The following is a 22,307-nucleotide window of genomic DNA, read 5'->3' as shown; positions in this document are numbered from 1 at the left end:
CCGGCCCGCCCCCTTCAACGCGACGCCGCCGACAATGACCTCCCGGCCACCGGAGCCCGCACCGGCCCGTCGCCGATGTCGGCTCGGTGCGACTCCCGGGTCAGCGCGATCGCCGCGGCGCTGATCAGGCAGACGGCGATCAGGTAGACGCTGACCGGGGCGGAGTGGGTGCCGCCGCCGGACCCGGCGAGCAGGCTGCTCGCGATCAGCGGGGCCGTGCCCGCGCCGAGCGTGGTGGCGAGCTGGTACCCGATCGAGGCGCCGGTGTAGCGGGCGCGGGTGCCGAACATCTCGCTGACGAACGCCGCCATCGGGCCGTACATCGATGCCTGCAGGATCGGGTTACCGATGATGTACGCCGCGAAGAGGGCCACCGCCGAACCGGTGTTGACCAGGGCGAACAGCGGGAACGCGGCGGCGGCGGTGAGCAGCGCGCCGGTGATCATGACGGGGCGGCGGCCCACCCGGTCCGAGAGGATCGCGAACGCGGGGATCGTGAAGATGTGCAGCGCCGAGGAGACGGTCTGGGCGAGCAGCACGGTGGAGCGTTCGAAGCCGACGCCGGTGGCGTAGGTGAGCATGAAGGTGGCGAGCAGCGACTGCAGGACGAGGGCCGCGCAGCCGCCGAGGCAGGACAGGACGATGTTCTTGCGGTAGCGGCGCAGCACGGTGAACAGGGGCGCCTCCTGCTTGCCCGACTCCCCCTCGGCTGCCTCCTGTTGGGCCCTGCGCTGCGCCTCGGCGAACACCGGGCTCTCGGTGACCTTCATCCGGATGAACAGGCCGATCGCCATGAGCAGCAGGCTGAGCAGGAACGGCACCCGCCAGCCCCAGGCCAGGAACTCGTCCTCGGGCAGCGCGGAGAAGGCGGCGAAGACGGCGGTGGCGAGCACGGCGCCGGCGGGGCCGCCCATGTTCGCGAACGAGGCCATCAGGCCGCGGCGTTCGGCGCTCGCGTGCTCCATGGCCATGAGGGCCGCGCCGCCCCATTCGCCGCCGACCGCGACGCCCTGGACCAGGCGGCAGGCGACCAGCAGCATCGGTGCCCAGATACCGATGGTGTCGTAGGTGGGCAGCAGGCCGATGGCGAAGCTGGCGAGCGCCATCAGCGTCATGGTCAGGACCAGCATGGACTTGCGGCCGACGCGGTCGCCGAAGTGGCCGAAGACGATGCCGCCCAGGGGGCGGGCGACGTAGCCGACGGCGAGGGTGCCGAAGGCGGCGACGGTGCCGGCGAGGGCGTTCAGGTCGGTGAAGAACAGCTCGTTGAAGACGAGGGAGGCGGCGGCGCCGTACAGCAGGAAGTCGTAGAACTCGATGGCGCTGCCGACAAAGCTGGACAGCGCGATCCGTCGTGACTCGGCGCGACGCGCGGCGTCGTTGAGGGGCATCTTCGGCTCCGGGGGTTCGGCGCGCTGCGGAGGTCTCGGGCACCGGGAGGCGGCCGGTCGTCCACGGCCACCACTCACCTCGTGTGCAAACTCCGCACAAGCGCTTGTAGATAGCGAACACCATGCGGGTGGTTCAGGAGGGTGTCAAGCCCCGCCCGGATGATCGATCAAGGCCGTGGAGGCGCACGAACGACAGGCCCCCGCGTCGGACGCGGGGGCCTGTCGAGTGACGTACGGGAGATGGTGGCGCGGTCAGCCCAGCGCCGAGATCTCCTCGGCGACCGCACGCATCGCGGCCACCGACGCGTCGGCCACGTCCCCGCGCGAGGTGATGAGGTTGACGCACATGTGCAGCGCCGGGTCCGCCATGTGCAGGGGTACGGCGACCCCGTGCGCGCCGGGTTCGATCTGGCCGAACGTGCGCGCGTAGCCCTGGTCGCGGGCCTGCGCGACCTCGGCCGGCTCCGCGGGCGCGGGCAGCCGCAGCGTCGCGAGCGCCAGGCCGGCGGCGCCGACCCCGACGGGGTGACGGCTGCCGACCCGGTAGCCGATGTGGTAGTCCACCGACCGCGGTTCGACCACGGCGACGGCGACGGCCTCTTCGCCCTCCGCCGCGATCAGCGCGACCGTGGCGCCGAGCTCGTCGGCCGTGCGGCGCAGCACCGGCAGGGCGGCCTCGCGGACGCCCGACGCGTAGCCGCGGGCCAGCGTGACCGTGCCGGACCCGGCCCGGTAGCGGCCGTCCGGGTCCCGGACGACGAGGTGGTGCTCGGCGAGCGTGACCAGCGTGCGGTACGCGATGGTGCGGTGGACCCCGAGGTGCTCCGCCACATCCTGCACGGCGAGGCCCCGCGGCTGCCCGGCGACCAGCTCGAGGGCGCGCAGTCCACGGGAGAGGGTCTGGGACCCGACGGCCTTGCCCACCTGCTTGTCGCTCATCCGTTCAGTCTACGTGCGCGGTGGTGACACACCGTCACCCCGGCGCGGTCGCATGGTCCCGTACCGGTGCACACCGTCCCGTACAGTCGAGGCGTTAATGCTCCCCGGAAGGAAGTCCCCCGTGAGCGACGACGCGCCGAGCGGCGTCCTGGCCAAGGCCCTCACCGTGCTGCAGGCCTTCACCGTCGAGGACACCACGTTGGGCTTCGCCGAGCTGCAGCGCCGTACGGACTTCGCCAAGAGCACGCTGCACCGGGTGCTCGGCGACCTGGTGGCGGCCCGGCTCCTCGACCGCGTCCAGGGGCGCTACCGGCTGTCCGGGCTCGTCTTCGAGCTCGGGATGCGGGCCTCGGTCGAGCGCGGGCTCCTGGAGGTGGCCACCCCCTTCCTGGAGGACCTGTACGTGCGCACGCACGAGCTCGTCCACCTGGGCACGCGCGAAGGTTCGGAGGTCGTGTACGTCGCCAAGATGGGCGGCCACCAACAGGCCGATTCGCCGTCCCGGCTCGGCGGCCGGATGCCGCTGCACGCCACGGCGATCGGGAAGGTGCTCCTGGCCCACGCCCCGGCCGAGGTGCGCGACGTGACACTGCGCGGTCCGCTGGAGCGCAAGGCGCCGCGGACCATCACCAACGTCGACGTCCTGTCTCGGCAGCTGGCCGATGTCGTCACGAAGGGGGTCGCCTTCGAGTACGAGGAGTCGGCGGTCGGCATCGTGTGTGTCGCGGCCGGGATCTTCGGACCGGCGGACGAGATCGTGGCGGCGGTCAGTGTCACCGGGCCGGTGCACCGCTTCCAGCCCGCCCGGCACGCCACCAGCGTGCGGGCCGCCGCGGCGGGGATCTCGGCGACGCTCGGCCGCCGCGCCGAGCTGCGCGGACACTGATTCACCCCCGAGGATTCACCACCGAGTTCCGCCGGACGGAACTCATTGCTGGGCCGTGAGCCGTCCCGTTGTCCAAGCTGAGGGCATGAACGAGACATCCCCCGGCAACGGCAATGGCAGCGAGCCCGGCCCCGGCGACGACGCCGTCGCGCAAGCCGCCGCACGGCTGCTGCGCGCCGCCGCCGAGCGCGTGCCCTGCGCGCCGGTCCGCGGCCTGATCGGCAGCGACGACGTGAAGGCGGCCTACGCCGTCCAGGAACTGCTCACCGCGGATCACCTGAAGGCGGGCGGCCGGGTCACCGGCCGCAAGATCGGCCTCACCTCCCCCGCCGTTCAGCGGCAACTGGGCGTGGACCAGCCGGACTTCGGGGTGCTGTTCGCCGACATGAGCGTCGAGGACGGGGCGTCCGTGCCGGTCGACGGACTGCTCCAGCCGAAGGTCGAGGCGGAGATCGCGTTCGTCCTGGGCGCGGACCTCGCCGAGGGGCCGCTGGACGACGCGCAGGTCCGGGCCGCCGTGGCGCACGCCGTGCCCGCCCTGGAGATCGTGGACAGCCGGATCGCCGACTGGGACATCACCTTCGGTGACACCGTCGCCGACAACGGCTCCTCCGCGCTGTACGTCCTCGGCGCCCCGGCCAAGCCGCTCACCGAGTTCGAGCCGGTCGAGGCCACCATGACGCTCAAGCGGGGCGACGAGACGGTGTCCAGCGGCGACGGCGCGGCCTGCCTCGGCGACCCGCTGACCGCGCTTGCCTGGCTCGCCCGGACCGCCCGCGACGTCGGCGACCCGCTGCGCGCCGGTCAGGTCGTCCTTTCGGGCGCGCTCGGCCCGATGGTGCCCGCCGCGGCCGGGGACGCGTTCACCGCGGACATCGGCGGACTCGGCTCCGTCTCCGTCCGCTTTCACACCACCGGCCCCGAAGGAGCCTGAAGCATGAAGACCAAGGTCGCCGTCATCGGCTCGGGCAATATCGGCACCGACCTGATGATCAAGGTGCTGCGGCTCTCCGACACCCTGGAGATGGGCGCGATGGTCGGCATCGACCCCGCGTCCGACGGGCTCGCCCGTGCCGAGCGGCTCGGGATTCCCGTGACCGCCGAGGGCGTGCGGGGGCTCATCGCGATGGACGGCTTCGAGGACATCAGGATCGTCTTCGATGCCACGTCCGCGAAGGCGCACGTCGCCAACGCCGCCGCGCTCGCCCCGTACGGCAAGCAGCTCGTGGACCTCACGCCCGCCGCCATCGGCCCGATGGTGGTCCCGGCCGTCAATCTCGACGACCACCTCGCCGCCGAGAACGTCAACATGGTGACGTGCGGTGGCCAGGCCACCATCCCCATCGTCGACGCCGTCTCCTCGGTGGCGCCCGTCCCGTACGCGGAGATCGTCGCCTCGATCGCGTCGAAGAGCGCGGGTCCCGGCACCCGCGCGAACATCGACGAGTTCACCGAGACCACCAGCCACGCCATCGAGACGGTGGGCGGCGCGGAGCGCGGCAAGGCCGTCATCGTCCTGAACCCGGCCGAACCGCCCCTGATCATGCGGGACACCGTGCTCGCGCTGGTGAACGCGCCCGACGAGGCCGCCCACGACGCCATCCGCGCGGCCGTCGCCAAGCGGGTCGACGAGGTGTCGGCGTACGTGCCGGGTTACCGCCTCAAGCAGCAGGTGCAGATCACGCCGGTCCCCGCCGACCAGCCCGTGCACACCCTCACCGAGGCCCCGGTCACCCATCAGGTGTCCGTGTTCCTCGAGGTCGAGGGGGCCGCCCACTACCTCCCGGCGTACGCGGGGAACCTCGACATCATGACCAGCGCGGCCGTGCGGATGGCCGAGGCCATGGCCGCCCGCGCCACCGAACTCCAGGGAGCCGACGCATGAGTGACACCACCACGAGTGGCACCACGGGGCGTGACACCAAGCTGTTCATCCAGGACGTCACCCTGCGCGACGGCATGCACGCCATCCGGCACCGCATCGAGCCCGAACAAGTCGGGAAGATCGTGGCCGCGCTCGACGCGGCAGGCGTCGACGGCATCGAGGTGTCCCACGGCGACGGTCTCGCCGGCGGCTCCCTCAACTACGGCCCCGGCAGCCACACCGACTGGGAGTGGATCGAGACCGCGGCCGCACACATCAAGAACGCCCGCCTGACCACCCTCCTGCTGCCGGGCATCGGCACCATCGAGGAGCTGAAGCGGGCCTACGCCCTCGGGGTGCGCTCCGTGCGGGTGGCCACGCACTGCACCGAAGCCGATGTGTCGGCCCAACACATCGCCACCGCACGCGAGTTGGGCATGGACGTGTCCGGCTTCCTGATGATGAGTCACATGGCCGACGCGAAGACCCTCGCCGGTCAGGCCAAGCTGATGGAGTCCTACGGTGCCCACTGCGTCTACGTCACCGACTCCGGCGGCCGCCTGATGATGGACGGCGTCCGCGGGCGGATGCGCGCCTACCGCGACGTGCTCGACCCCGCCACCGAGATCGGCATCCACGCCCACGAGAACCTCTCGCTGGCCGTCGCCAACTCCATGGTCGCCGTCGAGGAGGGCGTGACCCGCGTGGACGCCTCGCTCGCCGGCCAGGGCGCGGGCGCGGGCAACTGCCCGATCGAACCGTTCGTCGCCGTCGCGAACCTCAACGGCTGGCAGCACGGCTGCGACCTGTTCGCACTGCAGGACGCGGCCGAGGACCTGGTGCGTCCGCTCCAGGACCGCCCGGTGCGCGTGGACCGCGAGACCCTCACGCTCGGCTACGCAGGGGTCTACGGCTCGTTCCTGCGCCACGCGGAGGCGGCGGCCGAGCGGTACGGCGTCGACGTCCGCACGATCCTCGTCGAGGTCGGCAAGCGCGGCCTGGTCGGCGGCCAGGAGGACATGATCGTCGACGTGGCGCTCGGACTCGCGCAGGCGAGCTGACACCACGGACACCGCAGGGCCGGGAGGGCTGAAGCCCCCGGCCCTGCGCGGCGTGCCCGCACGGCCGACCACCCCTGGCCGTGCGGCGCACGAAAGCCCTGATCACAGTCGCCTCGGAACCCTTGACATTCGTAGCGGGCAAGCGTTCCATCGGAATCACTGGCGTGTAAATAACGATCACCAGCGTGCATATAAAGAACGAGGAGTCGGGTCATGTCCCTCACCAAGGAAGCCGCGTCCCACGACATCGCCCTTCCGTCGGGCCTGCGCATGCGCTACTACGAGGCCGGGGACGCCGATGCCACCCCGGTCGTGCTGCTGCACGGCTCGGGCCCCGGCGCAACGGGATGGTCGAACTTCTCGGGCAACATCGGCGCGATCGCCGACGCCGGATTCCATGTCGTCGCCCCCGACATGCCGGGCTGGGGCGACTCCGACGCCCAGGCCACCAAGGACATGGACCACGACGCGACGCTCGTGGAGTTCCTCGACGCGCTGGGCCTGGCGAAGGCCGCGCTCGTCGGCAACTCGATGGGCGGCCACACCGCCGTCCGCTTCGCCACGCTGCACCCCGAGCGCATCACCCACCTCGTCACCATGGGCGCCTCGCTCGGCCGCGGCCCCGCCTCCCTCTTCGGCCCGGGCGACGGTCCGAGCGAGGGCCTGAAGGTCCTGGTCAAGGCGTACAAGGACGCGAGCCCGGAGAACATGAGGGCGCTCGTCGAGATCATGACGTACGACAAGGCTCGCTTCGCCACGCCGGAACTCACGCGGGCCCGCTCCGAGGCGGCGCTCGCCCGCCCCGACCATCTCGCCAACTACGTCGAGGGCCTCGCGCACGGCGCGCCCATCCCGATCAAGGTCGACCGCGACAGGATCCCCGGCATCGAGACGCCGACCCTGCTGATCCACGGCAAGGACGACCGCGTCCTGCACTACGAGACCAGCCTGTGGCTCCTCGCGAACATCCCCAACTCCCGTCTGGTGCTGCTCAATCGGTGCGGCCACTGGGCGATGATCGAGCACGCCGCGGAGTTCAACCGCCTCGTCGTCGACTTCCTGTCGCACAACTGAACCGGCCCCCGCACCGGTACAGCACCGGCATCTGAATCGATCGGAACACCCCATGACCACCTTCGACACCGACGTCGTCGTCATCGGAGCCGGGCCCGTCGGCCTCACCCTCGCCAACCTGATCGGCGTCCGCGGCCACCGGGCCACCGTCCTGGAAGCCCGCCAGGAGCTGATCGACTACCCGCGCGGCGTCGGGCTCGACGACGAGTCCATCCGCACCCTGCACACCGCAGGACTGTGGGAACGGGTCCAGCCGTTCACCGTCCCGCACCACGTGGTGCGCCTCGTCAACGGGACCGGCCAGGTCCTGGCCACCAACAACCCGCGGACGCAGGAGTTCGGCTACCCGCGCAAGCACGGCTTCGTGCAGCCGCTGGTCGACAAGGAGCTCGCCGCGGGCCTCGACCGCTTCCCTGCCACCGAACTCCGCTTCGGCCACCAGGTGGTGGGCCTTGAGGACCGCGGCGACCACGTCGTCGTCACCGCCGAACGACGTGACGCCGAAGGCGAGTTGACCGACACGGTCACCGTCACCGCCCGGTACGCCGTCGGCTGCGAGGGCGGCAGCTCCTTCACCCGCAAGTGGATGGGCGTGGCCTTCGAGGGCGATTCGCCCTCGACCCGCTGGGTGGTCGTCGACGTCGCCAACGACCCGATCGGCACCCCGTCGGTCTACCTCGGCGCCGACCCACGCCGCCCCTATGTCTCCATCGGCCTGCCGCAGGGCATCCGCCGCTGGGAGTTCATGCTCCACGACGACGAGCCGACCGAGCTGTGCGACGACCCCGCGTTCATGCGCTCGCTGTTGCGCCGCCACGTCCCCGACCCGGCCGCGCTCCAGGTCATCAACCAGCGCACCTTCACCCATCACGGCCGGGTGGCCGCCGACTTCCGCAAGGGACGTGTCTTCCTCGCCGGCGACGCCGCGCACCTGATGCCGGTCTGGCTCGGCCAGGGCTGGAACTCCGGCATCCGCGACGCCACCAACCTGGCGTGGAAGCTCACCGCCGTCCTCGCGGGCGACGCCTCCGACACACTCCTGGACACGTACACCGCGGAGCGCCGCAAGCACGCCTCCGACATGATCGATGTGAACATGGCGGCGGGCACGGTCATGAAGATGGGCCGCTTCGGCGGCGCCGTGCGCGACCTCGCCGCGTCCGCGCTCAACCTCGTACCCAAGTGGAAGTCGTACTTCACCGAGCTGCGCTTCAAGCCGATGCCGCGCTACGCGACCGGGGTCGTGGTCGACCAGGCCACGCTCACACCGGGCCGGGCCCGCGCCGACTTCAAGGCCACCAGGCGGCGCGGCGGCAAACTCCCCGGCCCACTGGCCCCGTTCGTGGACTCGTCCGGTGAACTCTCCCCGGTGGGACTGCAGTTCATCCAACCGCGAGTGAACACCGCGGACGCCGCGAACGTGCTGCTCGACGACGTCACCGGCGACTGGTGGACGCTCGCCACCTGGGGCACCGACCCGACGGCGTACCTCAACGACACCGATCTCGAACTCGTGCGCCGCCACCGCATCAAGCTGGTGTCCTTCATGCCGGAGACCCAACGCGCCTGGGCGGAACGGCAGTACGCCGACGCCCCGGCGCCGGTGACCGTCGTCGGCGACAGCACCGGCGCCCTCAAGGACTGGTTCGACGTGCGCGCCTGCGGCCTGGTCGTCCTGCGCCCCGATCACTTCGTGGCCGCGGCCTGCCTCGCCCGCCAGGCACCTCGGGCGCTCGCCGCGCTGCGCAAGGCGGCCTCGCTGGCCACCGAACCCGCCGCGGACCAGGCCCCGCAGCCCCTGGAAGGAGCATCGGCATGACCGTCGCCCTCGTCACCATGTCGCACAGCCCGCTGCTGGAGTACGCGGACCCGCCCGCCGAGGTGAACGCCGCGGTCCAGGGCGCCTTCTCGGCGGCGCGCACCTTCGTCCGGGACTACGACCCCACACTGGTGGTCTCCTTCGCGCCCGACCACTACAACGGCTTCTTCTACGATCTGATGCCACCGTTCTGCATCGGCTACGAGGCCCTGGGCGTCGGCGACTACGGCACCTCGGAAGGCCCGCTGAACGTGCCGACCGAGCGAGCCGAGGAACTCGCCCAGTGGGTGGCGGAGCGCGACATCGATGTGGCGATCTCGCGTCGCATGGAGGTCGACCACGGCGCGATCCAGCCGCTGGAGATCCTCTTCGACGGCATCGACACGGTGCCGACCATCCCGGTCTTCGTCAACGGCGTCGCCAAGCCGTTCGTGACGATGCGCCGGGTGCGCAGGCTCGGCGAGGCGATCGGCGGCTACCTCGCCGGCCTGGAACACGAACGCGTCCTGGTCATCGGCTCCGGCGGCCTCTCCCACGACCCGCCGGTCCCCCAGTGGGCCACCGCCGACGACACCGCCCGCGCCATGCTGCTCAACGGCCGACACCCCACGGCCGCGGCCCGCGACGCCCGCCAGCGGCGGGTCATCGACACGGCGAAGGCGTTCGCGGCGGGCACGGCGCCCATCCAGGACCTCAACCCCGACTGGGACACGTCCCTGATGGCCACCTTCGCCTCCGGCGACCTCTCCCCCGTCGACGCGATGACACCGGACCAGATGGCCGAGGACGCGGGCAACTCCGCCCACGAGGTGCGCACATGGGTCGCAGCCTTCGCGGCTCTCGGCGCGGCGGGCCGCTACGACGTGACGTACTCCTTCTACCGTCCGATCAAGGAGTACATCGCGGGGTTCGGGGTGATGGTGGCGCAGGGGGCGGAGTGACGCGGAGTGCGGCAGTACGACCGCGACTACACCCCGGTCTCCTTCTGCACGGAGCCCGCACCGCGCCCGAAGAACAGCGACGCCGCGAACGCCACCAGGCCGATGACACCCGCCAGGATGAACGCCGCGCTCAGGCCGCTCGCGTCGGGTGCGCCGGATGCGGCGTCGGACGCGCGGGACGCCACGGTGACGAAGACCGCCGTGCCGAAGGCGCCCGCGACCTGTTGCATCGTCGCGAGGATCGCGCTGCCGTGGGAGTGCAGGTGGTCCGGCAGCACGTTCAGGGATGCCGTCATCAACGGGGTCATCATCAGGCCGAGCCCGCCCATGAGCAGCAGGTGGATGCCGACGACCGCCGCCATCGGGGACTCCGGGCCGAGCAGCGAGAACAGCCACAGCGACGCCGCCAGCGCGGCCGCTCCCGGGATCACCAGCGGGCGCGCGCCGACGCGGTCGTAGAGCCGGCCCACGGGGCGACCGAGGAGGCCGAGGAGCAGGCCGCCGGGGAGGACCGCGAGGCCGCTGACGAAGGTGGTCGTCCCCATGACCGTCTGGAGGTAGAGCGGCAGCAGAATCGCGGCCGCGCCCAGCATGCACATGAACAGCAGCGCGGACAGCAACAGGGCCACGGAGAAGGTCGGGTTCGCCAGCGGGCGCAGGTCCAGCAGGGCGCGATCCTGGCGCTGCAGGCGCAGTTGGCGCAGGACGAACACGGTGAGGGACAGCAGACCGGCGACGATCGGCATCCACGGCGCTACGGTGTGCTCGCCGCCGCCGGACTCGCCGATGGAGGCGAGGCCGTAGAGGACGCCGCCGAAGCCGAGGGCGGAGAGCACCACCGACAGCACGTCCAGCGGCACCTTCCGCGTCTCGCTGTCCAGGCGCAGCCATATCGCGCCGATCACCAATGCCGCCAGTGAAAGCGGCAGGACGATCCAGAACATCCAGCGCCAGCCCAGCGAGGACAGCACCGCGCCGCCCACCGTGGGGCCGATGGCCGGGGCCACCGCGATGACGATCGTGATGGTGCCCATCATCGCCCCGCGGCGCTCCGCGGGGACCAGGCGCATCACTGTCGTCATCAGCAACGGGATCATCACCGCGGTGCCGAATGCCTGCACCACGCGTCCGGTGAGCAGCACGCCGAAGCCCGGCGCGAGGGCGCTGATCAGGGTGCCGGTGCTGAACGCCGTCAGCGAGGCCAGGAAGATCTGGCGCGCGGAGAAGCGTTCGAGAAGGAAACCGGTGATCGGGATGACCACGGCCATCGTCAGCAGGAAGCCACTGGTCAGCCACTGCACGGTCGTCGTGGAGACCCCCAGGTCGACGGTGAGGTCGCGCAGGGCGACGCTCAGGATCGTCTCGTTGAGGATCATCACGAACGCGGAGGCCACAAGGACCGCGATCAGGACGCCCGCGCGCGCCGACGTCCCGTCCGCGGGCGTGACGGCCGCACCGCCGTCCTCCCCGGGCGCGTCCAGGTTCTCGACGTTGGTTGGCTGGCTCATGTGGGGCTGTACCTCGCAAGAGTCGGTCGTGGTCATCGGCCGGGCTGCCGTACGCCGCGAGCCAGGGAACTGGCACACATGGACGGGCCGGGCCGCTCAGGGCGCTCGCCGCAGGGCAGGAGAACCGCGCGCGCACGCAGTGCGCACTCACTCCCCAACGGCCCGTCGGGGCCGGGAATTCCCGGCATGACGGTGATCACAGCAGATCACGTGCCATCGGAACCGGTCACGCGATTTTCGACCGGCCACGCCTGCGCGGTGGATCGCAGTCGTCGCCTACCCTCGCGGGAAGTCGACACCGGCCTCGAGCAACCGCGCCTCAACCAGCTCATTCAGCCGGGCGATTGAGGGCGCGACGTCCTCCCGGTGGCGATTCACCAGCGCGTATCGGGCCGCGTTGTCGGACCGGCCGCGAAGCCCGGTCCCCGCCGCCAGCAACTCGCTGTCGGCCAGCACCTTCTCCGCGAGCGCCGCCGCCAGTCCGTCGAGCCGCGGGTCGTCGGGCGGCCAGGACCCCGCCTCCCAGGCCCGTTTGGTCAGCTCGACATGCTCGGGGTCGTCGAGGACGTGCTCGAGCCGGGTGACGAAGGGGTCGAGCATCTCCGGGACCAGCGCCCGGGTGAGCACCAGCGCTTCCCGCTGCGTGGCCAAGTAGTCGGCGCTGAAGCCGAGTTCGGCCATGCGGTCCAGGACCGCGCAGGCCCGGTCGGGCAGCAGGGCCCGGTCGCCGTGGGCGATCCGGTGCAGCGTGTCGCGGCGGGCGACCAGGTCCTCGATCTGGTCGGTGAGCCGGCGGTGGACGTCGTCCACGGCGGTGCTGAACCGCTCGGGCTCCGCGTCGAGCAGCTCACCGACCTCGGCGAGCGGCACTCCGGCCCCGGCGAGGGTCCGCGCCTGGACGAGGCGGAGCAGTTCGGCCGATCCGTAACGCCGGTAGCCCGATGTGTCCCGCTCCGGCTCGGCGACCAGTCCGAGCCGGTGATAGTGCCGCACGGTCTTGATCGTGACGCCCGCGTAGGCCGCCGCCTGACCGATGGTGAGCCCGCCCCTGGCACGCATTCGATCCCACTCCCCCCGAAGAGACTTGACCTTGACCTTAGGGCAGGGACCACGCTCGCCGTACTGCCGCTTCCGGCAGAGGAACGCAGAAATCCCAGAACGCCGGAATTCCGGAACTCAGGAACTCAGGAACTCAGGAACCGAGGAGACGATCATGAGCCAGTCCCCGAACACCGCGACCCACTCCCCCGCCGGTCCGGACCGCCCGGAACTGCGCGACGTCCTCCAGGAGATCGTCGATTCCGGCATCACCGGAATCCAGCTGCGCGTGCACGACGAACGGGGCACGTGGGCCGCCACCGCCGGCGCGGCAGAACTGGACCGCGACGCCGCACCTCCGGTCGACGGACACGTCCGGATCGGCAGCAACACCAAGACCTTCACGGCGACCCTGGTGCTGCAACTGGTCGCCGAGGGCAAGGTCGACCTCGACGCGCCCGCCGTCGACCACCTCCCCGAGTACGACCTCGACCGCCGGGTCACGGTGCGCATGCTGCTGCAGCACACAAGCGGGGTGTTCAACCACACCGGCGAGTTCTCCGAGGACGGGAGCATGGTTCCCGGGATCATCTCGACCCTCGCGGGCAAGGAATGGGTGGACAACCGCTTCCACAGCCACCGCCCACAGGACCTGGCCCGGCTGTCGCTGTCGAAGCCGCCGCGCTTCGAACCGGGCGCGGGCTGGAGCTACTCGAACACCAACTACGTGCTGGCCAGGCTGCTGGTCGAGAACGTCACCGGCCGCCCGATCGCCGAGGTGACACGGGAGCGGATCCTGGACCCGCTCGGCCTGACGGGCACGGTGGTGCCGGGCAGCTCGCAGGACATTCCCGAGCCGTACGCCCACGCCTACTACCGGTACGAGGACGCCGGCCAGGTACGTACGGTCGACGTCAGCCGGCAGAACCCGTCCTGGGTCGACGCCGGCGGCGACATGATCTCGACCACCGAGGACCTGCACACCTTCATCTCCGCGCTGGCCCGCGGCGAGCTGCTGCCCGCACCGCTGGTCGCCGAGATGAGCAAGCCGCACCCCGCGAGCGGCTTCGGGCTCGGCCTGCGCATCCAGCAGACCACCCCCGACGGCGGCGACACCCTCCTGTTCCACAACGGCGGACACAGCGGCCACGCGGCGCTGATGTACAGCACGGCCGACGGCAGCAGGACCCTGACGGCCGCGCTCAACTACGTGGACGACGCCGCGATGACCCTGGCGGCACCGTTCATGAAGGCGCAGGACAGGCTCGTCGAGGCGGTGTTCGGCAGCTGAGCCCGCGCAGGAGGGCGGGCAGCGGGAGTGAGTCGGGCGTCCCAGCGACCGGGGCGCCCGACTCCACGTCCGCCCCCGCCCCGGTCACCCGCCCGTCAGCACCCGGTCCGGCGTGATCGGCAGATCGCGCTGCCGGGTGCCGGTCGCGTGATGCACGGCGTTGCCGATGGCGGCGGCCGTTCCGACGATGCCGATCTCGCCGATGCCCTTGCTGCCCATGGGGTTGAGGTGCGGGTCGTCCTCGTCGATCCAGTGCGCCTCGATCTCGGGCACGTCGGCGTGCGCCGGTACGTGGTAGGCGGCGAGGTCGCGTTCCACGAAGTCGCCGAAGGCCGGGTCCAGCGTGCTGCCCTCGGTGAGGGCCATCCCCAGGCCCATCGTCATCCCGCCGATGAACTGGGAGCGTGCCGTACGGGAGTTGAGGATGCGGCCCGTCGCGTAGACACCGAGCAGGCGCCGCACCCGGACCTCGCCGGTCACCGTGTCGACACCGACCTCCGCGAAGTGGGCCCCGAAGGAGTGCCGTGCGTACTCGCTGTCGGCGTCGGCGCGGCCCGCCGTGTCGGCGGTGGCCTCGATCCCCTCCGGGGGAAGCGGTTGCCCCTCGCGGTCGGCCAGGTCCGCCGCCAGTCGCGTACAGGCCTCGTGGACGGCCCAGCCCCAGGAGGCCGTGCCGGAGGAGCCTCCCGCCAGGGAGGCGCTGGGGAGGTCGCTGTTGCCGATGTCCGTGCGCACGCGGTCGACCGCGACGCCGAGCGCGTCGGCGGCGATCTGGGCGAGGACGGTGCGCGCGCCGGTCCCGATGTCGGTGGCGTTGATCCGGACGACGAAGCCGCCGTCCGGGGCGGCGTGGGCGCTCGCGCGCGACGGCGCCACGATCACGGGGTACGTCGCCGCGGCCACGCCGGAGCCGACCAGGACGGGGCCTTCGGCGCGCGAGCGGGGGCGCGGGTCGCGGGCGGACCAGTCGAAGCGGCGGGCTCCCTCGCGCAGGCATTCGGCGAGGTGGCGGCTGCTGAAGGGGCGGGAGCTGTCGGGTTCGTGCTGGGTGTCGTTGCGCAGCCGCAGTTCGACGGGGTCGATGCCGAGGGTCGCGGCGAGTTCGTCCATCGCCGACTCCAGGGCGTACATGCCCGGCGCCTCCCCCGGTGCCCGCATCCAGGAGGGGCTGGGGACGTCGAGCGGGAGCACCCGGTGGGTGGTGCGGCCGTGCGGCGAGGCGTACATGACGCGGGTGGCGGCGGCCGCCGTCTCGACGAACTCCTTGATACGGGAGGTGTGCGAGGTCACCTCGTGGATCACCGACGTGAGCGTGCCGTCGGCCTCCGCGGCGAGCCGGACCCGCTGCACGGTCGGTGAGCGGTGGCCGACGACGGCCGCCAACTGCGCACGGGGCAGGGCGAGTTTGACCGGTCGCCCGGTGACGCGGGAGGCCATGGCGGCGAGCACGACGTGCGGCCGTGGTGTGCCCTTGGCGCCGAAGCCGCCGCCGACGTGTTCGGAGACGACCGTCACCTGCTCCTTCGGCAGCTCGAACAGACCGGCCAGGACGTCGCGGACCGTGGTGGCGCCCTGGCTGGAGTCGTGCACGGTGAGCCGGTCGCCCTGCCAGTGGGCGGTCGCCGCGTGCGGTTCCATGGGGTGGTTGTGCAGCGGCGGCACCCGGTAGGTGACATCGACCCGGGCGGTCGCGTCGGCGTACGCGGTGTCGGCGTCGCCGCGCACGTGCTCGCCCGAGGTCCCGTCGGAGTCCTCGGGAACGTAGGCGTCGGGGTGGTCGGCGGTCAGGGTGACGTCGTGGGGTTCCTCGGCGTACGTCACGCGGACGGCGGCGGCGCCTTCGCGTGCCGTCTCCAGGGTGTCGGCGACGACGAGGGCGACATACCAGCCGCGGTGCGGCACCTTCGCGTTCTGGAGCACACCGAGCGTGGCGTCGTCCGGTTCGGTCAGGCGCGGCGCGTTGTGGTGGGTGAGGACGGTGACCACGCCGGGCAGTGCCCGCGCCGCCGTGTCGTCGACGGCGGTGACCTCACCGCGTGCCACCAGGGCAGGCACCGGCCAGGCGTAGGCGCATCCCTCGGGGGTGTGTTCGGCCGCGTAACGGGCGGCCCCGGTCACCTTGGCCGGGCCTTCCCTGCGCACGGCGGGCGTCCCGAGGGCACTGATGGTGTCCGGCATGGTTCTTCTCCCTGGAAGGCGGGGTCGTGGGCGGACGTGTCAGGGCGCGGTGGGCGGCATCAGGCGGCGCAGCATGTCGCACGCGAGATTGCGGGCGAGGCGCACCTTGAACGCGTTGTCGCGCAACGGCTCGGCGGCGGCGAGTTCCGCGTCGACGGCCCGCTCGAACGCCGCGTCGCCCGCGGCCTCGCCCGTCAGCGCCCGTTCGGCGCGCAGGGCCCGCCAGGGCCGGTGGGCGAGCCCGCCGAACGCGATCCGGACCTCGCGCACCACGGCGTCCTCCACCCTGAGCGCGACGGCCACCGAGGCGAGCGCGAAGGCGTACGAGGCGCGGTCGCGGGCCTTGCGGTAGGCGGAGGGCAGCCCGGCGGTGGCGGCCGGGAGCAGGACGCCGGTGACGAGTTCGCCGGGCGCGATCTCGGTGTCCAGGTCAGGGCGGTCGCCGGGCAGCCGGTGGAACTCGGCCGCGGGCAGCGTGCGCCGGCCCTCGGCTCCGTGCAGCTCCACCTGGGCGTCGAGCGCGGTGAGCGCGACCGCCATGTCCGAGGGGTGGGTGGCGATGCACTGCGGCGAGTGCCCGAGGACCGCGTGGTCGCGGTGGACGCCGTCGCGGGCGCCGCAGCCGGTGCCGGGCTCGCGTTTGTTGCAGGGTTTGCCCAGGTCCTGGAAGTAGGGGCAGCGGGTGCGCTGGAGGAGGTTGCCGCCCGTCGTGGCGATGTTGCGCAGCTGCCCCGAGGCCCCCGCGAGCAGTGCCTGGGACAGGACGGGATAGCGGGTGCGCACCAGTGGATGGGCGGCGAGATCGCTGTTGCGGACGGTCGCTCCGACGCGCACGGAGCCATCGTCGAGCTCCTCGACGCCGTCCAGCGGCAGCCCGCTCACGTCGACCAGCGTTCCGGGCGTCTCCACCCCCAGCTTCATCAGGTCGACGAGGTTGGTGCCACCGCCCAGGTAACGGGATCCGGGGTGACGCGCGTGGGCCGCGGTCGCCTCGTCGACGCTGCGGGCACGTACGTACTGGAAGGGCTTCATCGGGTCACGTCCTCGACGGCCTCGACGATGTGCGGATAGGCGCCGCAGCGGCACAGATTGCCACTGAGCCGCTCGCGGATCTCGTCCCGGCTCAGCTCGACGGGTTCGCCCGGGGTCGCGTCCGGATCCGTCACGTACGAGGGCCGGCCCGCCTCCGCTTCGGCGATGGCACCGACGGCCGAGCAGAGCTGTCCGGGTGTGCAGTAGCCGCATTGGAAGGCGTCACGGGCGACGAAGGCGCGCTGGAGCGGATGCAGGCCGCCCTCGCCCCCCTCTCCCGCAGCGTCCTCGCCGTCGGCGCCCAGCCCTTCGACGGTGGTGATGTCGCATCCCTCGTGGGCCACGGCCAGTAACAGACAGCTGTTGGCGCGCCGCCCATCGACGAGCACGGTGCAGGCGCCGCACTGACCGTGATCGCACCCCTTCTTCGCGCCGGTCAGATCCAGCCGCTCGCGCAGGACGTCCAGCAGTGTGGCGCGGTGGTCGACCGTGAGATCGCAGCGCTTGCCGTTCACGGTGAGTGACACTGCCGAGTGGAAGGCATCGGTTGCCATGCGCGCTCTGCTCCCTCGTCCGACGTCGAAGCCTGGTCCGTCGTACGGCCCCGTGTATCCAGACTGGGCCAGGGCACGCACTCGGGCACGCCGAAGACGCGCCATGCGAGGGCTCGGTCCGCCACGAAACGGCAGGGCCTGAGTCGCGTGACCGGTGCGACGGACTCACCATGAGAACAACGCCGCAAACAACCGTGGGAACCGCCATGTCGTCGAACACCGCACTGCTCATGTGGATCATTGGCCTCGTCGTGGCCGGTGTGCTGATCGCGGCCTTCATCTGGGGGCGCCGCATTCGAGCGCGTGAGCCCGGACCGCCGCGTCCGGAGGAGCAGCCCAAGCTGCCCGACAGCGGCCCGGTCCTCGAGACCCGCGAGTACCGCGACCCGGACGAAGTGCCGCGGGACGGCGGCCGGCTCACACCGCACGAGCTCCACGAGGGGTACGGCACTTCCGGCACGCACCCCCGCCCCGCGCAGGACCCGGCCGAGCACCGAAAGGGTGACGACTCAAGCTTCGGCGGTGGCGGTCCCGGCAACTGAGGGCGAGCTCGAACTCGGCTCAGGAGACGTTCCGCCCGGGCGACGTGTGGCTGGCCAACGCGCCCAACCGCCCGTACTCGGCCTCCACTCACATGTTCCAGGCAGCCCCCCCCTCGGTCTGCATCCCGACCTGCTCGACCAGGCAGCGGCGACGGTCCATCCCCGTCGACGGCAACGGCTGCGCTTCACGGAGCTCGTCGCAGGCTCCGCCCAGGACGCGGCCACCTGAGAGTCAGCCCGGCAGTACCTGCGCGCACTCTGCGCCTCGGACGCTCTGGCGCATCCCCTCGTCTACGAGACGTTCGCACAGCATCTGGCGGTGCTGGCGCTGACCGCCGGAAGGCGTACTGCAGTGCTCGTGGTGTGACACGGGCGGCCTCGGCATCTGGACCAGACCCCATGCGCTACTTGCGAAGCGTGCGCCTCGGCCAGGCCCACCGCGACCTCCTGAACGCCTCCCCCTCCACGGGCACCACCGTCACCGACATCGCCCTGCGCTGAGGCTTCGGTCACCCGGGCCGATTCGCCGTCCAGTACCGCAGCGCGTACGGCTGCTCGCCGTCGGCCACCCTGAAGACGACTTCGGGCACACGACCCTGACCGCACATCCTGCCGCCGTTTTCGCTTTTCGGCCGAAGCGGCGGGCGAGGTCCCCAGAACTTCGCTGGGTGCACTGACGGCGGCTGCCGGGGACGGCAACATCGTCGTCGTACTCGATCAGGCAGATCCTCGACACAAGAAGCGAACCCACAGCCAGGAGCCGCAACTCCCGCGCGCCGCAACAAGGTTCGACCGCCGCCGGAACTGATCGCTCTGCGCCGACGGCGGCCGGGAGCACGAAGACGGAGCCCCGCACTGCCCGCCCGCTCCGTCCGCGTGCTCCGTGTCCCGGCAGGTCGAGTGGCGGGAGGACCCGACAGCCACGGACACATCGGCCGGAGCTCCGTGTCGGCGGAGCTCCGGCCCTCTCGGTCAGGGCCGGGCCGCAGGATCCCGCGCAGGTCGACGAGTTCGTCCCCCAGGGGTCCGGGGTGATGGCCCCGCGGGGGCGTCGACAACGGAATGCGGGCGATCACGGCGTCGGAACGACGGCACTGGTCGTCGTAGACAACGGATTCCGCTACGGCCGCGGCGGCCGGAGCGCCGGCACCGTCTCCGTGGACGACAACTTCGACCCGTCCCGCTTCCAGACGGTCGGCTCCGGCACCGCCCTGTCCCGGGCGGTCGCGTCTTCCCCACCAACGACAACCAGCGGGCGCTGTCCATCGCCATCCACCAGTTCCACGGGCACACCATCGAGCTGAAGAACTACACGGTCAGCGGGAACACGTTCTCCGGGACACTGCGCTTCCATTCCTACGGCCACTTCGGCCTCGACCCGGACGACGAGATCACCACGTACGGCTTCATCGACTGGTTTACGCTGCGGCACTACGACCGGTTCGACGGGAAGTACACCCCGCCGATCGCCCAGGCAGACGTCGAGGTACCCATCAGTGGGTCGTTCTGACGCCCTCGGACTCGAGCGGCGCACCAGGCGGCGCTCGCCGGGCCGGATCCTGCTCGTCACGCTCATCGTCGTGGCGGCGGGAATCCTGGCCTGGCGGGTCGCCGTCCTCTGCATGCTCGGGTGGCACTTCGGCAGCGGCTTCGACGAGCGGCGCTTCGACAAGCTGGAGCGGCAGATCGAGCACCGACAGGCCGCCTTCGCGAAGGCCGACGCCCGGATGCGCCAGCTGGCGGCCGCGCACCCGAAGGCCGAAGTGATCACCTGGATCCAGCCCCGCATCTGCGTCCGGCAGCCCGGCCGCCGCGAGGAGTGCGATCCGACGACGGCGCGGGACAAGGCCACGTACGACGCCCGGTGGGGCACCGACGTGATCCTGCACCAGTCGCACGACGAGGACCGCGTCTTCTTCCGCTTCTACGGAAACGACCCTCCGATCTACACCCTCATGCACACCCCCGCGGACACCGACGCCGATGCGTACGCGGACCCCCGCGGCTTTCGCACCACCCGTTCCCTCGGCTCCGGTTGGACCCTCCTGGGCCCGATCCCCGACCCGGGCCAGGACAGCAAGCAGTGGCAGTACGACTGAACTCCCGTACTGGCCGGGCCCGTTGCCCGGGTCCGGCCAACTCCGGTCAACTCCGGTCAACTCCGGTCGAGGGTCCAGGTCGTCGGTGTCTTCTGGTCCGGCGGGTACTGCGCCAGGCCTCCGTCGGCGGTGGTGTCGAGGGTCATGCGGGTGATGGCGTTGGTGAGCGTGTAGCCGCCGGCCACCCGCGCGATCCGCCACCGCTGGAGCGTGTTCTTCGGATCGCACGTCTCCCAGGTGGCGGCGGAGCCGGGCTGCAGCGGCACGTTGAGCGTGAGCTTGCCGCTGCGGGTCTCCAGGCACCCACCGCCGGTGTCGTCGGCGACTGTCGCGTAGCCGTCGGCGGTGCGGTCGATCCGGACGGTGCGGGCGTCGGTGCGGCCACCACGATCCGCCAAGGTGTACGTGCCGTCGGCGACCGGGACGCGGGTCAGGTCACGGATGCCGGGCGCGGTGCCGGTCGCGGCGGCGCGTGCGGTGAACGCGTCGTAGGTGGCGTCGGGGTGGGCGGATCCCCAGGTGGCCTGGGCGATGTGGTCGAGGGCCGGAGTTGCGGCCCGGGCGACCTCGTTCTCGGTCTCGCCGCGTCCGTTGTCCGGCCACAGGCTGATCTTCGCGCCGGTGATCCCGCGGTCGGAGGTGAGCTTCTCGCCCTCGAAACTGCGCGGGTCCCACCGCTGGTCGTACAGCTTGCGGGTGTCGGTGTGGAAGCCTCCGCGCACCAGGTAGAGGGAGTAGGCGGCGTTCATCACGGGGTGGCCCTGCGCGATCAGGGCGCTCGGCTTCACGTCGACGTCAAGCCAGTGCTCGACGGTGGTGCCGGGGGCGACGGGCACGGTGTTGGCGCCGGTGAGGCCGTCGTTCCAGATGCGGAGCCGCTTGCCCTTGCTCGCGGCGTAGGCCTGCACGCGATTGACGAAGTCGATGAAGGCGTCCTGCGGCGTGGCGTCCGCGCCGTACTTGGCCCGGGCGTACTCCAGCACGTGCGGATACTTCGCGAAGTCGGAGCCCAGCATGTACTCGTCCGCACCCATGTGCCACCAGCCGGACGGGAACACCTCGGCGTACTCGTCGATCAGGCTCTTGTAGTAGGTGAACGCCTCGGGCTTCGTCACATCCAGGCGGGAGGGCTGGGCCTTGCCGTCCTTGTCGACGAGCTGGAGGTCGGGGCGGTTCTCGATCCACGGATCCATGTGACCGGGCGAGTTGATCTCGGGGACGATCTCGACGTGGTACTTGGCACCGAGCGCGACGAGCCTGCGGATCTCGCTCTTCGTGTAGTAGCCCCAGGTGTTGGCCTCGGGGTGGCGGTCGCTCCTGACCTTGATCTCGAGGAGCAATTGGTTGAGCCGGCGGTAGGACATCTCGCGCACCAGGTTCTCCAGCCAGTCGGTGGAGATGTGCACGTAGCAGGCACAGACGCCGACACCGCGCTCCTTGTACTTCGGTACGTCGACGGTTCGGCCCGCCGGGATCGCGTCGCCCTGGGCGAGCATCTGGAGGAGGCTGCGGGTGCCGTGGAAGGCGCCGGTCTCGGCGGCGCCGGTGATCTCAAGGCGGGCGCCGACCCGCAGTTCGTACCCCTCGGCCCCGAGCTGCTTGCGGCCGGGGGCGACGTCGATGACGATGTCGCCGGTCCGGGCGTGTCCGCCGGTGACGGGCACGGTGCCGTGCCCCGCCGCGCGCAGGTCACCGACGAGGGTGCGGGCGACGCGGCGGGAGGCCGCGTCGTCGGCGACGAGCCGGGTGCGGTCGCCGTACGTGTAACTCCCGGCGTCCGGAGTCCAGTTGTCGAGGGCGGGCAGGGTTCGCGGGGCTGTTGTCTGCGCCGACGCCCGGGGCGTGGCGGAGACGGGCATGGCCCCGGCGAGGAGGACGAGGGTGGCGCCGGCCAGACCGGCGAGACACGGTCTGCGGCGCCGGACGGTCGGTGTCGTGCGCGACTCGGTCAACATGGGCCCGAGGATTCCCCGCTCCACTGGACGAGGTCCATGGACATCGCCGACGAGCACTTGGACATCCGGGCGCGCGGTGCGGCACACCCCCCTGCGAAAATATTCGCTCGCATAAGCCTCGCCGGCCTGCCTACG

The 22,307-nt window shown here is 71.5% G+C and carries 19 protein-coding genes; 11 read left to right on the top strand and 8 right to left on the bottom strand.

Going from position 1 to position 22,307, the window contains the following annotated elements; translation table 11 throughout:
* Positions 1-14: 14 nt before the first annotated feature.
* Positions 15-1,391 carry an MFS transporter gene (locus tag ACIA8D_RS15120; RefSeq protein ID WP_399232147.1) on the bottom strand — a complete coding sequence of 459 codons (1,377 nt, stop codon included), beginning with the start codon at positions 1,389-1,391 and terminating at the stop codon, positions 15-17.
* A gap of 252 nt (positions 1,392-1,643) precedes the next feature.
* A complete protein-coding gene (locus ACIA8D_RS15115) occupies positions 1,644-2,330 on the bottom strand; it encodes an IclR family transcriptional regulator (protein WP_399232146.1) in 687 nt (228 codons plus the stop codon).
* A 121-nt stretch (positions 2,331-2,451) separates the two neighbouring features.
* Here ACIA8D_RS15115 and ACIA8D_RS15110 point away from each other — a divergent pair, with 121 nt between their 5' ends.
* The 7 genes from ACIA8D_RS15110 (at position 2,452) to ACIA8D_RS15080 (ending at position 9,975) form a co-directional block, all read left to right on the top strand.
* Positions 2,452-3,216 carry an IclR family transcriptional regulator gene (locus tag ACIA8D_RS15110; protein WP_399232145.1) on the top strand — a complete coding sequence of 255 codons (765 nt, stop codon included), beginning with the start codon at positions 2,452-2,454 and terminating at the stop codon, positions 3,214-3,216.
* A gap of 85 nt (positions 3,217-3,301) precedes the next feature.
* Complete coding sequence (locus ACIA8D_RS15105; protein ID WP_399232144.1) at positions 3,302-4,150, top strand: 2-keto-4-pentenoate hydratase; 849 nt, start codon at positions 3,302-3,304, stop codon at positions 4,148-4,150.
* A 3-nt stretch (positions 4,151-4,153) separates the two neighbouring features.
* Positions 4,154-5,101, top strand: a complete 948-nt coding sequence (locus tag ACIA8D_RS15100) for an acetaldehyde dehydrogenase (acetylating) (RefSeq protein ID WP_399232142.1) — start codon at positions 4,154-4,156, stop codon at positions 5,099-5,101.
* A complete protein-coding gene (gene dmpG, locus ACIA8D_RS15095) occupies positions 5,098-6,141 on the top strand; it encodes a 4-hydroxy-2-oxovalerate aldolase (protein WP_399232141.1) in 1,044 nt (347 codons plus the stop codon). Before ACIA8D_RS15100 ends, dmpG begins: the two co-directional genes overlap by 4 nt.
* 213 nt (positions 6,142-6,354) lie before the next feature.
* Complete coding sequence (locus ACIA8D_RS15090) at positions 6,355-7,215, top strand: alpha/beta fold hydrolase (RefSeq protein WP_399232139.1); 861 nt, start codon at positions 6,355-6,357, stop codon at positions 7,213-7,215.
* A 52-nt stretch (positions 7,216-7,267) separates the two neighbouring features.
* Positions 7,268-9,034 (top strand): bifunctional 3-(3-hydroxy-phenyl)propionate/3-hydroxycinnamic acid hydroxylase, encoded by a 1,767-nt coding sequence (locus tag ACIA8D_RS15085; protein WP_399232137.1) that lies wholly within the window; start codon positions 7,268-7,270, stop codon positions 9,032-9,034.
* Entirely contained in the window at positions 9,031-9,975 is a 945-nt protein-coding gene (locus ACIA8D_RS15080; RefSeq protein WP_399232136.1) for a 3-carboxyethylcatechol 2,3-dioxygenase, read from the top strand. The genes ACIA8D_RS15085 and ACIA8D_RS15080 overlap by 4 nt, the downstream gene beginning before the upstream one ends.
* Before the next feature lie 26 nt (positions 9,976-10,001).
* Here the strand turns inward: ACIA8D_RS15080 and ACIA8D_RS15075 are convergent, their stop codons facing one another.
* Entirely contained in the window at positions 10,002-11,483 is a 1,482-nt protein-coding gene (locus ACIA8D_RS15075) for a DHA2 family efflux MFS transporter permease subunit (protein WP_399232134.1), read from the bottom strand.
* A 276-nt stretch (positions 11,484-11,759) separates the two neighbouring features.
* Positions 11,760-12,542, bottom strand: coding sequence for a MerR family transcriptional regulator (locus ACIA8D_RS15070; protein WP_399232132.1), 783 nt, complete (start codon positions 12,540-12,542; stop codon positions 11,760-11,762).
* Positions 12,543-12,696: 154 nt separating this feature from the next.
* On the opposite strand from ACIA8D_RS15070, the gene ACIA8D_RS15065 reads away from it, so the two are divergent.
* Positions 12,697-13,812: a serine hydrolase domain-containing protein gene (locus tag ACIA8D_RS15065; protein ID WP_399232131.1), complete on the top strand. Its 1,116-nt coding sequence runs from the start codon at positions 12,697-12,699 to the stop codon at positions 13,810-13,812.
* A gap of 84 nt (positions 13,813-13,896) precedes the next feature.
* Here the strand turns inward: ACIA8D_RS15065 and ACIA8D_RS15060 are convergent, their stop codons facing one another.
* Genes ACIA8D_RS15060 through ACIA8D_RS15050 form a run of 3 tightly spaced genes read right to left on the bottom strand, consistent with a single transcriptional unit; the run spans position 13,897 to position 17,576 of the window.
* Entirely contained in the window at positions 13,897-15,990 is a 2,094-nt protein-coding gene (locus ACIA8D_RS15060; RefSeq protein ID WP_399232129.1) for a xanthine dehydrogenase family protein molybdopterin-binding subunit, read from the bottom strand.
* Positions 15,991-16,029: 39 nt separating this feature from the next.
* Complete coding sequence (locus tag ACIA8D_RS15055; protein ID WP_399232127.1) at positions 16,030-17,022, bottom strand: FAD binding domain-containing protein; 993 nt, start codon at positions 17,020-17,022, stop codon at positions 16,030-16,032.
* Positions 17,019-17,576: a 2Fe-2S iron-sulfur cluster-binding protein gene (locus ACIA8D_RS15050; RefSeq protein ID WP_399232126.1), complete on the bottom strand. Its 558-nt coding sequence runs from the start codon at positions 17,574-17,576 to the stop codon at positions 17,019-17,021. The genes ACIA8D_RS15055 and ACIA8D_RS15050 overlap by 4 nt, the downstream gene beginning before the upstream one ends.
* A gap of 206 nt (positions 17,577-17,782) precedes the next feature.
* Between ACIA8D_RS15050 and ACIA8D_RS15045 the strand changes: the two genes are divergently transcribed.
* The 3 genes from ACIA8D_RS15045 to ACIA8D_RS15035 all read left to right on the top strand — a co-directional run bounded on the left by ACIA8D_RS15045 (position 17,783) and on the right by ACIA8D_RS15035 (position 20,217).
* On the top strand, positions 17,783-18,118 hold the full coding sequence (locus ACIA8D_RS15045; protein ID WP_399232125.1) for a DUF6479 family protein: 336 nt from the start codon (positions 17,783-17,785) through the stop codon (positions 18,116-18,118).
* An 883-nt stretch (positions 18,119-19,001) separates the two neighbouring features.
* Entirely contained in the window at positions 19,002-19,628 is a 627-nt protein-coding gene (locus ACIA8D_RS15040; protein WP_399232123.1) for a DUF3289 family protein, read from the top strand.
* Positions 19,615-20,217 carry a hypothetical protein gene (locus ACIA8D_RS15035; protein WP_399232122.1) on the top strand — a complete coding sequence of 201 codons (603 nt, stop codon included), beginning with the start codon at positions 19,615-19,617 and terminating at the stop codon, positions 20,215-20,217. The genes ACIA8D_RS15040 and ACIA8D_RS15035 overlap by 14 nt, the downstream gene beginning before the upstream one ends.
* 56 nt (positions 20,218-20,273) lie before the next feature.
* Here ACIA8D_RS15035 and ACIA8D_RS15030 read toward each other — a convergent pair whose 3' ends face one another.
* A complete protein-coding gene (locus ACIA8D_RS15030) occupies positions 20,274-22,172 on the bottom strand; it encodes a family 20 glycosylhydrolase (RefSeq protein WP_399232120.1) in 1,899 nt (632 codons plus the stop codon).
* Positions 22,173-22,307: the final 135 nt, after the last annotated feature.

It is taken from the genome of Streptomyces sp. NPDC051684, assembly GCF_044453445.1.
Taxonomy (GTDB): Bacteria; Actinomycetota; Actinomycetes; order Streptomycetales; family Streptomycetaceae; genus Streptomyces.
This window is presented reverse-complemented; position numbering and strand designations above follow the sequence as displayed.